We start from the raw sequence: 14,347 nt of genomic DNA on the forward strand, positions 1-14,347 counted from the left end.
TTCGGGCCGCTGTCCTCGATGATCAGGCTTTGCAACCGCTTTGCATGGCGCTGCGAATAGACGTAGGCGATGATGCCGCCCAGCGAGTGCCCGAGCAGATGGAAGTGCGGCAATCCCAGCGCTTCGACGAAGTGTTCGAGATCGGCCACGTACTCGTCGATATAGTAGTTGCCGTCCGGATCCCAATCTGTCTGGCCTCTTCCGCGCAGATCGAGTGCGATCACATTGAATTTATCCGCCAGCGTCAAGGCAAGCGGCTCGAACGTGCGCGCGTAGCTGCGCAAACCGTGAAGGCAGATCACGATCGGCGCACCAGCCTGTCCCCACGAGACGTAGTGAAACCGCAGCCCTCTCAATTGAAGGAAGAAGTCCTGCCCGGATAATGCGGGCGCGCCGTCAGGGGACGTGTGATTCATGCTGCGCTCCTGAACTGCGTCGAGGCGGGGCCGCCCAACCGCGCCCGTAGGCGCCCGCGTGTCGCCAGCGCGATCGCAATCACGACTTCATCCGAATTGGGGCCGTCGGCAAAATGCGCGGTAATCGTGTCGTAGTGCGAGCGCACGTAGATTTCGTCCTTGTGCGCCAGCGGCAAATCGATGGTAGTGCCGGGACCGCCGCGCTTTCCGGTCGAAGGGATCCACGACTCACCGCCGCCCAGAGCCTCACGAATCGGGGTGGCGAAGATCGCGGTCAGGAACGCATTGCCGTGCTCATATTCGCCGGCAACGCCGACCACGCAGCCTTTTCCATAGCTTTCGATCGCGCGTCCGCCGGTCACCTCGAGGATGCGCCGACCGAACTCCACGCCGAGCGCTTCGGAGGCGACGACAACCGGTTGCAGGTCCTCGACGTAGCGTCCGGCGAACGGATTCTTGATGGTGGCAGAGATGACGTATTTGATCAGCGGTTCACCGTCGGTGACGTGATGCTCGTTGGCGAGTGTCTCCTCACAGAGAACAGCCCACCTGCGGATTTCGAAATTATGCGGTTTCATTCCGGTCGCCTCTACTTCTAGTTCAAGTCAATCTTGGTCTGCTTGATGACGTCCTGCATATGCGAGATCGACTCGTCCCAGAGAGCTTCGTCCTCCTTGAGTGTGGCGTCGCGCTTTTGCAGTCCCAGGTCCGGAAACCTTGCCTGAATGTCCGGCTCGGCTATGATTTTATGCAGCTCGGTATTCAGGAAGGCGACGACGTTGTCCGGAGTCTTCGCCGGAGCGAACATCGCGAACCAGCCGCCGTTCTCGAACCCTGAAATCCCTCGTTCCTTGAAGGTCGGCACGTCTGGAAGCGACCCGACGCGTTCGGTGCCTGTCACGGCCAATGCGCGGACCTGCTTGGCATCGACATAGGTGCTGATCGCCGCCGCCGTCAGAAAGACACTGTCGATCGTGCCGCCCAACAGGTCGGTGATGGCTGCCGTCGATCCCTTGTAGGGAACATGCAGCAGTTTCATTCCCTGTTTGGCGGCCAGCAACGCTCCCATGAGATGCGCGGACGATCCCGCGCCGAATGTGCCGAAGGTCAGTCCGCCCGGCTGCTTGGCGTTGATGAACTGATCGAGATTGCCATATTGCGACTTCTCGCTGACCGCCAGAACCAGCGGCGTGACGGCGAGGATTGAGATCATCGCGAAGTTGTTTCGCGTTGCTTCCAGAGCGCGCTTTTCGGGAGACAGCAGCGGTGCGATGACGTGGGTGGAGTTACTTCCGAACATCACGGTGGAGCCGTCCGGCGTCGCACGTTCGACGAACTGACTGGCAATCACGCCGTTGGCGCCGGGTCTGTTATCGACGATGACGGTCTGCTGAAGCGCCGTTTCGAGCTTTCGTGCGACCAGCCGGGCCAGAATATCGGTGCCGCCCCCGCAGCAAACGGAACAACGAGGGTTATCGCCTTTTTCGGGAGAGGCGAAGGTGTTGCCGATTGGGCGTTCACGGCTGGCGTCAACACCAGAAACAACAACGAAATCAGGCCGCCGACCAGGAATTGCATGTGCGCTGCTCTCACCAGGGGGATATCCGATTATTGTCGGACAATATTGTCAGACAATAATCGGGCGCCGATTGGCGTGTCAATCCACTTGAGATTGGACCGCCCCGCCCCCGAGCCGCTGGCTGACTGCGGATGCGTTGCGGGTGAGCGGACGCGCGTCGGCCGCTCGCGGCCGTACGTGGGGAAGCTGCCAGCGAGATATTCCGGTTGCCGCGCGCGAAGCGTCGCCATCGCGCGCCTATGACATGGGCGATGGATCGTCCGGCGCAATCGAAGGGTCTACAAGCGACGCGTCCGCCCTAGGAGCGGCACACCCTTCACATCATGCGCGGCAGGACGTCGGTGCGCCGGTCCTTGTCGAAAAAGCGGTGCTTCAGCGCACCGACCACATGCAAGGCGATCAGGGCCAGCAGGCTGTAGGCGAGCGTCTTGTGCAGGAACTGAAACACCCTGAACCGATCGTCATTCTTCGGCAGCAGTTCAGGGAGGTGAATGCCGAAAAAGGGTACACCGGAGCTCTGCGTGTAGGAGCTGGACATCGCATAGCCCATCAAGGGGACGATGAGCAGCAAAGCATACATCGCGAGGTGTACGGCATGCGACAGCGCCTTCTCGTGGGCGGGAAGCGGAGCGGGTGCAGGCAAGCGCGATTGTCCGCGGAGGGCGAGCTGCGTCAGAACGATCAGGAATGCCAGCACGCCGAAGGATTTGTGCAAGGGATAGAGAAAATCGTACTTCGACGTCACGTCGTCGTTCAGCGTGGTCATGGTCCAGCCGGCGGCGATGAGGCCGATGATCAGCACGGCTCGCACCCAATGCAGAATCCGCAGCGTTGCCGGATATTTTTCTATCGTCGGTTGAACGTCGTCAATCATGCTGTGTATTCCTTGCTCGGACAGGCAACATGCACGCCGAACAATACGCACCCTACCAATCCGCGCTGTGCGGTTGCTTAGCGTCGATTGTTAGGCGGCGCCAACCGCTTCAATTGGCGTAACGGATACGGAAGCTCCCGTTTGAATCGGTGCGAGCTGCGTCCATCCGACCTGACCTGCCCCCGAACTTTCATCCAGTTGCAACTAGAGCCTTGGCGGATGTCCGATGTCCAATCTGCTTGTGGCTGGAAAAGCCGACGCAGTTGCGACACATTCTACCGCTGATATTTCATTCCCGCGGCATCAAGGGTGACCAGGTTTGACGTCAGGTGAATGGTTCGTGGAAGATGGCGGCGCGCGCAAGGGGCCGCTGTCTCACGCCGAAGTTGTCGATCTCATCGCCCACTCCACGGATCGCGGTGCGGTCCGGGTCCGAGCGCCCGGACAGGATGACTGGCAGCCCGCGGACGAATTGTTCGACCTGCCCGCTTCGGAACCCACTGCGGATCCGTCCGTGACCGCCGTTCCGGCACCGCCGCTCGCTGCCCGATCCGGCAACGTCGTCGCGCGCTACTGGCGCGGCGAGTATTCGCTCGGACGGACGTTCTGGGCGTTCGGCCTCGCCGGCACGGTCACGCTCGGTGTCCTCATCAATCTCCTCGCTCAGGTGGCCGGCACCGATCGCGCCTATGATCCGCGCGCCATCTTCGGCGGCCTGTTCGGCGTCTGGCTGCTGATCGTGGTCTTCACCATCGGGCACGCGACGGCGGTGTGGCGCTCCGCCAATCGGTATGTCGTCCAGCGTCGTGCGCAGGGCCGGCGCGCCGGCTGGGGGCTGCTCGCGAAACTCGCCATTCTCCCCGGCGTCGCGCTGACCGTCGCGGGAATCGCCACCATCGGCGCGCCGCAACTCTACGAGGTCTCGCGCATGGCCTTCATGGGGGATCCCGATATCGCCGGCTATACGATCCGCGTGATGCGCAACGGCACCGAAGCCGAGATCAGCGGCGGCATCAAATACGGTCTCACCGACGATCTCCGCAAAGTCCTCGGTGCGTCGCCACACATCGGTGTGATCCATCTGAACAGCCTCGGCGGGCGGATCGGCGAAGCCATCAAGCTCAATCGCCTGATCGACCGCCGAGGCCTCGACACCTATGTGGCTGCAAGCTGCTATTCCGCGTGTACGCTGATCTTCGCCGCCGGCAAGAACCGGATCCTGCGACAGGGCGCCGCCCTTGGCTTCCATGCTCCCAGTTTTCCCGGGCTGAGCCGGCAGAACGTCGCCAGTGCGACGGCCGATCAGAAGCTGCTGTTTGCCGCGGCCGGCTTCGAAGGCCGGTTTGTCGAGCATGCGCTGTCCATTCCCAACGACCGGTTGTGGAAACCGTCGGTAGCCGCGCTCGCCAAGGCGCGGGTCATCACGCGGGTATCGGACGGCGAGGATTTCGCCAGTTCGGGCCTCGGTGCCGATGTCAGCAAGGAGCAGATCGGCGCCATATTGACGCGCGGTCTGCCCTATCTCGATGCGCTCAAGTCCCGCTTCCCCGCCGACTATGAAGGGCTCGTGGGCGGCTACTATGCGAACTATCTCGACGGCGATAGCGAAGCCGTCTCAAATGCGGCGATGCGCAGCAGGCTTCTGTCAATCATCTCGCGATTGCGTTTGCTGGCTGACGATGCCGTTCTGGTCGATCTCGGACGACTCTACGCCGACGAATACGCCGCCCTTGGCGGCAAGGATCCCACCCTTTGCTATCAATATGCGTCGGGAAGCGGCAGCAAGACCAGCTTCGCCGATGACCTGCCGGCGGCCTTTGCCGGTCAGCAAAACGATATCGATCGCCGCGCTGTCGAAACCGCAGCGAAACGTGACGATGCTTTGCCGGCCGAGCTTGCCAAATCCTGGAATGCTCTGGGCAAGCGCATCGCGGCCCAGGGGATCGGCGACGATCAGGTGAAACTCCTGAACAGCGACAAGGTTGCGCCTGCTCAGCATGCTGAATATTGCCGCGTCCAGACGATCTTCTATCGCGAGATCGCGACCATGCCCGAAAGGAAGCGGCGCTGCTGATGCGCGCCGTCCTGCAGGATAGGTAGGTGGTGATGGATCGACGGCCTCTCCCCCGTCGTTGCGAGGAAGCGATGAGTCGCGCGTGACCATCACGCGGGCGGCCTCGCCGGGTGCGTCACTCTCGCCCACTGGGCATGGCGATCGTCGTGCTTACATCAATAGGCTCGCGACGCCCGTCGTCCCGACGAATCGCGCCGGCGCAATGCCTGCGGACAGGCAAGACGCGGCCGGACAACCGGTCGAGACGCGCCCGAATTTGAACGGATAGGCAGCATGGCCCTCAAGTCCCTGATCGTCTTCGTCGATCCCTCGCCTGCGGGCGAAGCGCGGACGCGCTACGCCGTCGCATTGGCCGTCAAGCACGAGGCGCATCTGATCGGCGTCTTCATCGCAACGGCGGCATGGAAGCGAAATCCCGCCGACGCCTACGTCAAGGGACCCGTCGCCGTCCGCGAAATGGTCGAGCGTCACAATCTCGAGGAAGCCACGGCGTCTGCCGCCGCCGCCCGCAACTTCGAGGCTGCAGCGCACCGCGAGCGGCTCAGTTGCGAATTCCGGATGATCGAGGAAAGCCGCGCCGACGAACTGGTGCGCCTGCACTCCCTCCATGCCGACCTTGTCATCGTCGGTCATCCCTCGCCGGATGCATCGCCTGCGCTGGCGTCGCCGGACGCGCTGCTGATGGCGACGGGTGTGCCGTTCCTGATCGTTCCCGACGCATGGAATACCGATGCCGTTGCGACCAACGCAGTGTTTGCATGGAACGCCAGCCGCGAGGCGCGACGGGCGATCAGCGACGCGCTGCCGCTGCTGAAGGCTGCGCGATCGGTCGCGGTGCTGGTGATCGATCCGCACAAGAACGCCGCGCATGGCGAGCAGCCGGGAGCCGATGTTGCGCATTATCTCAGTCGGCACGGCGTGGTGGTGCGTGTCGAAGAGCGGCAGTCTGATGGCCGGACTGTAGCCGACGCCATTCGACACTTTGCGGCGGAAGACGGTTCGGATCTGATCGTGCTAGGCGCTTTCAGCCATGCCAGAACAAGGGAATTCATCTTCGGCGGCGTCACCCGCTCGCTGCTCAAGACCATCACGGTTCCGACCCTGATCGCCCATTGAACGCCATGGTGATTCATCCCGGTCCGGGTGCCGCGGTCGTCTGCCCGGGATGACGTGAATTCTGCCCGCGCGCCGAAATCATTCAGCCACGATTCAGCTGCAGCATTCCATCCTCGCACGCGGGCCTGACGGCCCCCGCTCAGATCGCGTCATTGCCGAGGAGATTGCCATGCGTTCCTTCGTTCGTCCTGTCGTTGCCGTGCTCGCGACCGGCAGCCTTGCGATCTCCTTCGCTGCGATGTCGGCCATCGGCAGCGGCTCGGTGCAGGCGCAGTCCGCGAAACAGGCGCCTGCTGCCAAGCAGGCTGCGCCCGCCCCGGCGGCGGCACCGGCGCCGGAGATGCCCGCGCCGAAGCAGATCGCGCTGACCGACAAGCAGATCGAATCCGTGCTGGCCGCGCAGAAGGATCTCGACGCCGTCACCGCGAAACTGCCCGAGCAGGCTTCGGCCAATCCGGATCCCAAGGTGATCACGCAGCTCGACGGCGTGGTGAAGAAATACGGCTTTGCGGACTATGCCGACTACAATGTCGTGATCGAGAATATCAGCCTGGTGCTGGCTGGCTTCGATCCCAAGACCAAGGCCTATGTCGGGCCGGACGCCGTGATCAAGAGCCAGATCGTCGCGGTGCAGGCCGACAAGAAAATGCCGGAAAAAGACAAGAAGGAAGCGCTGGCAGACCTGAACGGGGCGCTGAAGTCGCCGCCGCCGGCGATCGAGAACAAGGCCAACATCGACCTGGTCGGCAAGTACTACGACAAGCTGTTCGCCGCCATGCAGGAAGACGAATAGTCCTTCCCGTGTCCCGGACGCGATACGGCACCATGTGCCGCTTCGCAGATCCGGCCATGTTCTTCCACGGAATGGGCCCCTGCGGCGCACTACGCTGCTCTGCGGCGTATTGCTCCGCGGCCCGGGCCCCGGGCGCCGCCGCGGTATTCCGCGGCCTGCGCCGCATATCTCCGCAATCTCCCGGTTACGTCCGGTAAACCATTCTCAACCCTCTGCGTTATAGATTTACCGGGTAACGAGAATCGGAGATACCGTGGACACCATCGTGCATCTCAAGCCGCGCCCTCCCGCAGCCACGCTGGTCGCTTGGCAGTTCATCGGCCAGCCACTGCCTGAATGGCCGAGCTGGGTGCAGTCGAGCTGCTCCCTGCAGCGCGACAGCGACGGCAAGCTCGAATTGCGTCACGAGCGGCGCAGCGGCGTGCAGATCGTCTATCTCGGCGAATGGATGGTCCGCGATCTCGATGGCGGTGTGTGCTATTATACCGACGCGGAACTCCGGCTGACCTACGAGACCGCCCGTCGCTAGCATTGACGTCCTGCTTCCCTGAACATAGCTGCGCGATTGTCGCCAGCCGGGTCGCCTCGCGCCACATGCGCGCGATCGCGGCGCCCTGATGCGTTCCGCAAAATCACAATTTCCGCGGTCCGGATTTTTGTTTGAACGTTTCCAGCTCTCGCTCAGACCCCTCCAAACGTGAACATTCATTTCCCGGCGTCGTGTTGCGGCGCTGCTGATTACCGTCGGAGTCCATCACCTCAATCTTCCTCGATTTGAATCTCATTCAGGGAGTGCAACAATGGCTACAGACGTGAACGTTCAACCCGGCCATGGCAAAGCCGGCCGCCACCCGACCCGCGCATTTCTCGATCTCGCTGTCGGGCAACGATGATCCCGGCATGTTCGGGCGCATGTTTCCCAGCCTGCCGCCGCTGGCGGTCGACGACGCCGCGCTACAGGAACTCGCCGACGCGATGCGCGACGCCAATCCTGACGACGCCGCCGGCAACAATACCAAGGTGCCGTCGGGCTTCACCTATCTCGGCCAGTTCGTCGATCATGATATCACGCTGGATCTCACCTCGTTCGGCGACAAGGAGGCCGATCCCAATGCGGTGGAGAACTTCCGCACCCCGGCGCTCGATCTCGACAATGTCTACGGCCTCGGACCCGACGGCAGTCGCCAGCTGTATGCGCGCAATCCCGGCGATGCCGACGGCAAGAATCCCGGCCCGAAACTTCTGATCGGCAAGAACATCAACGTCGCTCTCGGCGGTATCACCGGCGAGCATCGCAACGACCTGCCGCGCAGCCCGGAGGGTTTTGCGCTGATCGGGGATCACCGCAACGACGAGAACCTGCTGGTCGCCCAGACTCATCTTGCGATGCTCAAGTTCCACAACAAGGTCTGCGACCTCCTGGTGTCCCAGGGCAAACCGCTCAACACCATCTTCACCGAGGCGCGCCAGATCGTGACCTGGCACTATCAATGGATGGTGCTGCATGATTTCGTCGAACGCATCACCGAGAAGGGCATCGTCGCCAAGATCCTCGAGCAGGGCCGCCGCTTCTATCGCTTCAAGAAGACGCCGTTCATGCCGGTCGAATTCTCGGCAGCGGCCTATCGGCTCGGCCACAGCATGGTGCGCGAGGTCTACAGCCACAACCGCATCTTCACGCCCGGCGGCGTGGCGCCGGCCTCGCTGCAGTTGCTGTTCTCCTTCACCGGCCTGTCAGGCGGTATCATCGGCGAGCTCGCGCCGAACCCGCCGACCGCACCGACGCCGGTCTCTGCCTTGCCCAGCAACTGGATCATCGACTGGCGCCGCTTCCACGAGGTGCTGGGCTCCAATCCGGCCGGCGTGCCGCTCAACCCGTCGCGCAGGCTCGATCCGTTCGTGGTGCCGGCGCTGCACACGCTTCCCGGCGGCGGCGGCAGCCTGCCGTTCCGCAATCTCAAGCGCGGCGTATTGTTGGGTCTGCCGTCCGGGCAGGACATCGCCAAGGCGATGAAGATCAAGAATCCGCTCACTGCGGCCGAGATCGCCAAGGGACCTGACGGTGCTGTCGCCAAGAAGCACGGCCTGCACGAGCAGACGCCGCTGTGGTACTACATTCTCAAGGAGGCCGAGCAGCGCGGCAATGGCGAGAAGCTCGGGCCGGTCGGCGCGACGCTGGTGGCCGAGGTGTTCGTCGGCCTCGTCCATGGCGACCATCAGTCCTATCTGTGGCTGAAGGGCAAGAGCTGGAAGCCGACCCTGCCGTCGAAGACGCCGGGCGACTTCACTATGGCCGATCTGCTGCGCTTCGTCGGCGACATCAGCCCGATCGACAACATCTCGACGGTCTAGGTCCGGGCGCAATACGCTCCTGATGTGCCGCAGCGCCGTTTCCTCGGGGAGGCGGCGCTGCCGCCGGTTCGGATGGGGGCTTTCGGATTTGGGCTTGGCGCAGTCTGCTTTGTTGTCTAAGCCCACGTCATCTTTCACCGACCCGCGAGACCGACATGCCCAGCAATTCCAAGCCGAAGGACCGGCCCGCCCTCCCGCTGAAGGGCTACAGCCTGCTGGATTACCAGCCAGATCCCAACGTGGTCGGCATCGCCTTCGATACCGAGCAGGGCCCCTTCATGTTCGTCGCGACCAGGGAGATCCTTGCAGCACTCGGCGCGGCCTTTACCCAGAAGGCCTCCGAAATGCCGTCGCAGAACCCGGCCAGCTAGAACGGGCGCGAACCGACCTGCCGTCCCGGGAATCGGGTTGGAGGCGGTGCTGGAATCCCATAGATTGACGGTCCAGTGCTCCACGCAGGCCGTCGCCATGCCCGATGCCCAGTTCACCCTGTTCGACACTGCCATCGGCCGTTGCGGCGTCGTCTGGGCGCATCGCGGCATCGCCGCCGTGCAACTGCCGCAGCCCGATGACGCGCAAACCCTGGTTCGCCTCCGGCAGCGCTATCCCGATATCGCCGAGGCGGCACCGCCCGTCGCGGTGCAGGCGGCCATCGATGGCATGGTCACGCTGCTGGCCGGCAAGGCCACCGACCTGACCGCGGTTGCGCTGGATCTCGATGAGGTCCCCGCCTTCAATCGCAATGTCTACAAGATCGCGCGAACCATCCCGCCCGGCCGGACGCTGACCTATGGCGACATCGCCAAGAAGCTCGGCGGCGTCGAATTGTCGCGCGAGGTCGGCCAGGCGCTGGGACAGAATCCGTGCCCCATCGTGGTGCCGTGCCACCGGGTGCTCGCCGCCGGCGACAAGCCCGGCGGATTTTCCGCCAATGGCGGGGTGGTGACCAAGCTGAAGCTGCTGGCCATCGAGGGCGCCTACGTCAATTACACGCCGTCGCTGTTCGACTGACCTGCCGCAACTTCGTCACGGGTTTGCCGCAACGGCGTCGCAAGAGAATCCGCTGCCTCTGCGACGGATTTTTCCGACCGACGGCGACGGAAAATGCGCCGTGCAGCACAGCGTCTCGGTATCGCAATAACGCTCGAGGAAATTGCGTCGCGTCGCCGCCGACAGCGCCTGATCGACATCGAACTTCACCGACATCTCCGGATAGCGCGTCTGGATCGGCGAATGCATCAGGTCGCCGCTGACCACCGCGTCATCACGGCCGCGACCGAAGACGACGGCGACATGGCCCGGCGTGTGACCGGGCGTCAGCATCAGCCGCACATGGTCGCCGATCTCATGATCGTCGGCCACGATATCGGCGCGATCCGCTTCCACCACCGGCAACACGCTGTCGGCGAACGGCGCCACGGGCGTTGTTGCGTTCTGTGCGGTCCAGTGATCGAACTCGGTCTTGCCGAACACGTAGCGCGCATTGGGAAACGTCGGCACCCAGCGGCCATCGAGCAGGCGGGTGTTCCAGCCGACGTGGTCGACATGCAGGTGCGTGCACATCACCACGTCGATGTCCTCGACACCAAGTCCCGCAGCGGCGAGCGCACGCATGTAGGTGTCGTCGGACTTCATGTTCCACGTCGGTCGCGGCCGCGGCTTGTCGTTGCCGATGCAGCTGTCGACCAGGATGGTGTGGTGCGGTGTTCGCACCACGTAGGACTGGAAACACAGCATTAGCACGTCCTGCGCATCGAGTGCACCGATCGCACGCATCCACGCCCGGTTCTCGTCCAGTACCTCCGGCGTCAGGCCAGGCAGTAGCTCCAGCGCCGGCAGGAAGGTGGTCTCCTGCTCGATGATGCGGTGAATGGTGATGTCGCCGAGATCGAAGCGGAGGGCCATACCGGAGTCTCCCGTTTACGCGGCCGGCGGCAGCGACACGCTGACCGACGGCCGCTGCAGCATCTTCTGATGGAAGGCATCGAGCTTCGGATAGGCCTTGCGCCAGCCGCAATCCGGAAAGCGGAAATCTGCATAGCCGAGCACGCAGACAAGGCCGATCTGCACGATGTCGAACGGTCCGTCGAGCACGTCGGGCTTGCCCTCGAACCGTGCCATGCCCTGCCAGGCGCGATTCCAGTGATCGTCGGACCACGCCTGCCACTGCAGGCCCTGCGGCCGCACCATCTTTTCGTAGCGGCACAGCAGCATCGAATCGAGCATGCCCTGCAGGATCGAATGATTGCTCTTCACCTGCCATCGCGTCGGGCCGGACGCCGGGATCAGCCTGCCGCCGCCAGCCAGTTCGTCGAGATATTCGACGATGACATAGGAATCGACGATGACATCGCCATTGTCGAGGATTAGCGCCGGCAACTTCTTCACCGGGTTGATGTCATGCATGTACTGGTCGTTGGCTTCGCCGGGCACGACTTTTGCCGTGACGAATTCGATCTGGTCGATCAGTCCGAGTTCGATGGCACTGATGCGAACCTTGCGCGCAAATGGCGACGCCGGCGAGTAGGTGAGTTTCATGGAAGTATCCTTCGATTTCAACAGTTGATGTCGTCATCCTGAGGCGCTCGTCGTGGCGACGCATCGCGTCGCGACGACGAGCCTCGAAGGATGCATGTTCAGCGCACGCCACCATCCATCGAGGCGCGCGCAAGGGGCGCGCGCTCCTCAGGATGACGGGAGTGCAGAACCCCTAAGCCGCAACGACCTTCTGCTTCTGCTCGCCCAGCCCTTCGATGCCAAGCGTCATGACGTCGCCGACATTGAGGAACTGCGGCGGCTTCATGCCCATGCCGACGCCGGGCGGGGTACCGGTGGTGATGATATCGCCCGGGAGCAACGTCATGACCTCGGAGAGATACGACACGATCTTCGGCACGTTGAAGATCATGGTCGCCGTCGAGCCGGTCTGGCAGCGCTTGCCGTTGACGTCGAGCCACATGCCGAGCTTGTGAACGTCGCCGACCTCGTCCTTGGTGACCATCCACGGACCCAGCGGTCCGAAGGTGTCGTGCGACTTGCCCTTGGTCCACTGGCCGCCGCGCTCGATCTGGAAGAAGCGCTCGGACACGTCGTTGCAGACGGCATAGCCGGCGACGTAGTTCAGCGCGTCGGCTTCGGTGACGTATTTCGCCTTGGTGCCGATGATGATGGCCAGTTCGACTTCCCAGTCGAGCTTGGTGGAGCCGCGCGGTTTCTCGACGTCGTCGTTGGGACCGCACAGGCTGTTGTTGGCCTTGATGAAGACGATCGGCTCGCTCGGAATCGCCATACCGGCTTCCTTGGCGTGGTCCACATAGTTCAGGCCGATGGCGATGAACTTCGGCAGGCCGCCGATCGGCGATCCCATCCGTGGCGATCCATCGACCGCCGGCAGCGACGCCGGGTCGAGCGCGGCGATCCTGGCAAGGCTGGCGGGCGACAGTGCCTCGCCGCTGAAATCCGTCACATGGGCAGACAGGTCGCGCAGCTTGCCGGCCTTGTCGATCAGTCCCGGCTTTTCCTGGCCTGCAGCGCCGTATCTTACGAGTTTCATGGTTTCTCTCCCGGTTACTATTGATCTCTCATGGAACAGTGTGCGGCGGATTTCAACCGCTTACGCGGGTGGCTTCGGAGAAGGCGTCCAGCCTGAAGCCGTCGCCATCGCGTTTGAGGAAGCCGGCGTCAAAGTGGCCGCCGATCACCAGCGTCGGGGTGTCGGCGAAGCGCGTGAAAAGAGTGCGCCGGGTGGCCGCGGCGGCGAGCGGATCGCTGTCGACGGTTGACGACCAATCGAGATGCGCCATCTGGATGGGATGATGCGCGACATCGCCGGTGAGCAGGGCCTCCTCGCCCTCCGACCGGATATGGACGCTCATATGACCGGGACTGTGGCCCGGCGTCGGAATGAGGGTGATCTCATCGGATAATTGCCGGTCGCTGGCGACAAGATCGGCGCGGCCGGCATCGACGATAGGCTGCACGGAATCGTTGAATTCCGGCACATCCTCGTTCGCATTACAGGCCTTCCAGTGAGCATATTCGCGCTCGCCGAACACATAGCGTGCATTGGAAAAGGTCGGCACCCATTTTCCGTCGAGGAGCCGGGTGTTCCAGCCGACATGGTCCACATGCAGATGGGTGCAGAGCACCATGTCGATGCTGTCAGGCGGAAAGCCCGCCGCAGTCATGTCGTTAAGGAACGTGGTTTGCAGATTGTTCCAGATCGCCACCTTACGGCCCTGCTTGTCGTTGCCGAGGCAGGTGTCGACCACGATGCGTTGCGAAGGGGTTTCCAGCACCAGCGACTGCACCGCCATCTTCAGGCGGCCTTCGTCATTGGCGAAGTGCGGGATCAGCCAGGGCCGCGCCCTGACCTCATCCGGGCCGGCCTGCGGCAGGATGAAGCGGGTGCCGCCCGTGGTCTCCATCTCGGCGATCTTGGTGATCTTGACCTTGCCCACCGTCCATTGCATTCCGTGCGCTTTCCCTGCGTCTTGGTCTTGTTCGGAAAGATGCTGGTTTTAGATCAATGACGCAATGGATCATCCTAGATGACACTGCGTTTATAACCCAGCGCAACCCGAGGAGCTCGCGATGCCCGAATTGAACGTTTCCACCGAACAGGTCGGCTTTCTGATCGAGAAAGCGCGGGAGTTCGACGTCAAGGCAGGTGCCTCCGATCCCGATTCCGGCTCCAACGGCGCCGATGACAACATGATCGACGTCCTCGACGATGGCGGTGGCGACCCGGTGGTGAAGGAGATCACGAGCTTCATCAACGCCATGAGCGAAGACGAGCAGATCGATCTGGTCGCCCTGATGCGGCTCGGCCGCGGCGACGGCACCATCGAGGAGTGGGACGATCTGCGCCGCGAAGCAGCGGACGGCGCCAACGGGCGTACCGCCAGCTATCTGCTCGGCGAGCCCCTGCTCAGCGACTTTCTTGCCGAAGGGCTGAGTGCGTTCGGCGAAACCTGGACCGACGAGCGCACCACGCCGGTAAGTTGAAAGGCTGACAATCGGCCATGGACAAAACTGTCGTCGCCCGGCTTGACCGGGCGATGCAGTGAACGACAGCTGAAGCGACCATCGCCGACACCTGCGAATACTGGGTCACCCGGTCCTGGCGCGCAATTGCGCGCAG

The 14,347-nt window shown here is 63.0% G+C and carries 16 protein-coding genes and 1 pseudogene (1 of these 17 only partly in view); 9 read left to right on the forward strand and 8 right to left on the reverse strand.

Annotated elements, in window-relative coordinates; all coding sequences use genetic code 11:
• From ONR75_RS05690 to ONR75_RS05705, 4 genes are all read right to left on the reverse strand, one after another.
• Window positions 1-416 carry the 5' portion of an alpha/beta fold hydrolase gene (locus tag ONR75_RS05690; RefSeq protein WP_265081759.1) on the reverse strand. Its footprint begins 460 nt before the window's first position, so the window shows 416 of its 876 coding nt (coding positions 1-416); it begins with the start codon at window positions 414-416; its stop codon lies beyond the left edge, outside the window.
• Window positions 413-994: an amino acid synthesis family protein gene (locus tag ONR75_RS05695; RefSeq protein ID WP_265081760.1), complete on the reverse strand. Its 582-nt coding sequence runs from the start codon at window positions 992-994 to the stop codon at window positions 413-415. Before ONR75_RS05695 ends, ONR75_RS05690 begins: the two co-directional genes overlap by 4 nt.
• A gap of 17 nt (window positions 995-1,011) precedes the next feature.
• A complete protein-coding gene (locus tag ONR75_RS05700) occupies window positions 1,012-2,028 on the reverse strand; it encodes a tripartite tricarboxylate transporter substrate binding protein (protein WP_320109739.1) in 1,017 nt (338 codons plus the stop codon).
• A gap of 283 nt (window positions 2,029-2,311) precedes the next feature.
• Window positions 2,312-2,797, reverse strand: coding sequence for a cytochrome b (locus tag ONR75_RS05705; RefSeq protein WP_265081761.1), 486 nt, complete (start codon window positions 2,795-2,797; stop codon window positions 2,312-2,314).
• A 412-nt stretch (window positions 2,798-3,209) separates the two neighbouring features.
• Here ONR75_RS05705 and ONR75_RS32715 point away from each other — a divergent pair.
• From ONR75_RS32715 to ONR75_RS05740, 8 genes and pseudogenes are all read left to right on the forward strand, one after another.
• A pseudogene (locus ONR75_RS32715) lies at window positions 3,210-3,332 on the forward strand (GYF domain-containing protein); the annotation flags it as partial.
• A 51-nt stretch (window positions 3,333-3,383) separates the two neighbouring features.
• Window positions 3,384-4,943 carry a hypothetical protein gene (locus ONR75_RS05710; RefSeq protein ID WP_265081762.1) on the forward strand — a complete coding sequence of 520 codons (1,560 nt, stop codon included), beginning with the start codon at window positions 3,384-3,386 and terminating at the stop codon, window positions 4,941-4,943.
• Window positions 4,944-5,216: 273 nt separating this feature from the next.
• Window positions 5,217-6,059 (forward strand): universal stress protein, encoded by an 843-nt coding sequence (locus ONR75_RS05715; protein WP_265081763.1) that lies wholly within the window; start codon window positions 5,217-5,219, stop codon window positions 6,057-6,059.
• Window positions 6,060-6,228: 169 nt separating this feature from the next.
• Entirely contained in the window at window positions 6,229-6,852 is a 624-nt protein-coding gene (locus ONR75_RS05720; protein ID WP_265081764.1) for a hypothetical protein, read from the forward strand.
• Between the two features lie 253 nt (window positions 6,853-7,105).
• Window positions 7,106-7,381: a hypothetical protein gene (locus tag ONR75_RS05725; RefSeq protein ID WP_265081765.1), complete on the forward strand. Its 276-nt coding sequence runs from the start codon at window positions 7,106-7,108 to the stop codon at window positions 7,379-7,381.
• Window positions 7,382-7,683: 302 nt separating this feature from the next.
• Window positions 7,684-9,204: a peroxidase family protein gene (locus tag ONR75_RS05730; RefSeq protein WP_265081766.1), complete on the forward strand. Its 1,521-nt coding sequence runs from the start codon at window positions 7,684-7,686 to the stop codon at window positions 9,202-9,204.
• 155 nt (window positions 9,205-9,359) lie between these two features.
• Window positions 9,360-9,575 (forward strand): hypothetical protein, encoded by a 216-nt coding sequence (locus ONR75_RS05735; RefSeq protein WP_265081767.1) that lies wholly within the window; start codon window positions 9,360-9,362, stop codon window positions 9,573-9,575.
• A 97-nt stretch (window positions 9,576-9,672) separates the two neighbouring features.
• Complete coding sequence (locus ONR75_RS05740; RefSeq protein WP_265083547.1) at window positions 9,673-10,215, forward strand: methylated-DNA--[protein]-cysteine S-methyltransferase; 543 nt, start codon at window positions 9,673-9,675, stop codon at window positions 10,213-10,215.
• A 15-nt stretch (window positions 10,216-10,230) separates the two neighbouring features.
• On the opposite strand, the gene ONR75_RS05745 is transcribed toward ONR75_RS05740, so the two are convergent.
• The 4 genes from ONR75_RS05745 to ONR75_RS05760 all read right to left on the reverse strand — a co-directional run bounded on the left by ONR75_RS05745 (window position 10,231) and on the right by ONR75_RS05760 (window position 13,676).
• The gene (locus tag ONR75_RS05745; protein WP_265081768.1) at window positions 10,231-11,109 is read right to left on the reverse strand and encodes an MBL fold metallo-hydrolase; all 879 of its coding nucleotides are present in this window, start codon (window positions 11,107-11,109) and stop codon (window positions 10,231-10,233) included.
• A gap of 15 nt (window positions 11,110-11,124) precedes the next feature.
• Window positions 11,125-11,742: a glutathione S-transferase family protein gene (locus tag ONR75_RS05750; RefSeq protein ID WP_265081769.1), complete on the reverse strand. Its 618-nt coding sequence runs from the start codon at window positions 11,740-11,742 to the stop codon at window positions 11,125-11,127.
• A gap of 172 nt (window positions 11,743-11,914) precedes the next feature.
• Window positions 11,915-12,757, reverse strand: coding sequence for a fumarylacetoacetate hydrolase family protein (locus ONR75_RS05755; protein WP_265081770.1), 843 nt, complete (start codon window positions 12,755-12,757; stop codon window positions 11,915-11,917).
• A gap of 52 nt (window positions 12,758-12,809) precedes the next feature.
• Window positions 12,810-13,676 carry an MBL fold metallo-hydrolase gene (locus tag ONR75_RS05760; RefSeq protein WP_265081771.1) on the reverse strand — a complete coding sequence of 289 codons (867 nt, stop codon included), beginning with the start codon at window positions 13,674-13,676 and terminating at the stop codon, window positions 12,810-12,812.
• A 121-nt stretch (window positions 13,677-13,797) separates the two neighbouring features.
• On the opposite strand from ONR75_RS05760, the gene ONR75_RS05765 reads away from it, so the two are divergent.
• Window positions 13,798-14,211, forward strand: a complete 414-nt coding sequence (locus tag ONR75_RS05765) for a DUF3775 domain-containing protein (protein ID WP_265081772.1) — start codon at window positions 13,798-13,800, stop codon at window positions 14,209-14,211.
• The last annotated feature ends 136 nt before the right edge of the window (window positions 14,212-14,347 follow it).

The organism is Rhodopseudomonas sp. P2A-2r (assembly GCF_026015985.1).
In the GTDB taxonomy this organism is placed as follows: domain Bacteria; phylum Pseudomonadota; class Alphaproteobacteria; order Rhizobiales; family Xanthobacteraceae; genus Tardiphaga.

What these genes read in the sequence shown, in the direction of transcription:
- ONR75_RS05720 (WP_265081764.1), top strand. Translation starts at nt 6,229, where the DNA reads ATGCGTTCCTTCGTTCGTCCTGTCGTTGCCGTGCTCGCGACCGGCAGC.
- ONR75_RS05740 (WP_265083547.1), top strand. Translation starts at nt 9,673, where the DNA reads ATGCCCGATGCCCAGTTCACCCTGTTCGACACTGCCATCGGCCGTTGC.
- ONR75_RS05730 (WP_265081766.1), top strand. Translation starts at nt 7,684, where the DNA reads ATGGCAAAGCCGGCCGCCACCCGACCCGCGCATTTCTCGATCTCGCTG.
- ONR75_RS05745 (WP_265081768.1), bottom strand. Translation starts at nt 11,109, where the DNA reads ATGGCCCTCCGCTTCGATCTCGGCGACATCACCATTCACCGCATCATC.
- ONR75_RS05750 (WP_265081769.1), bottom strand. Translation starts at nt 11,742, where the DNA reads ATGAAACTCACCTACTCGCCGGCGTCGCCATTTGCGCGCAAGGTTCGC.
- ONR75_RS05735 (WP_265081767.1), top strand. Translation starts at nt 9,360, where the DNA reads ATGCCCAGCAATTCCAAGCCGAAGGACCGGCCCGCCCTCCCGCTGAAG.
- ONR75_RS05695 (WP_265081760.1), bottom strand. Translation starts at nt 994, where the DNA reads ATGAAACCGCATAATTTCGAAATCCGCAGGTGGGCTGTTCTCTGTGAG.
- ONR75_RS05765 (WP_265081772.1), top strand. Translation starts at nt 13,798, where the DNA reads ATGCCCGAATTGAACGTTTCCACCGAACAGGTCGGCTTTCTGATCGAG.
- ONR75_RS05715 (WP_265081763.1), top strand. Translation starts at nt 5,217, where the DNA reads ATGGCCCTCAAGTCCCTGATCGTCTTCGTCGATCCCTCGCCTGCGGGC.
- ONR75_RS05760 (WP_265081771.1), bottom strand. Translation starts at nt 13,676, where the DNA reads ATGCAATGGACGGTGGGCAAGGTCAAGATCACCAAGATCGCCGAGATG.
- ONR75_RS05755 (WP_265081770.1), bottom strand. Translation starts at nt 12,757, where the DNA reads ATGAAACTCGTAAGATACGGCGCTGCAGGCCAGGAAAAGCCGGGACTG.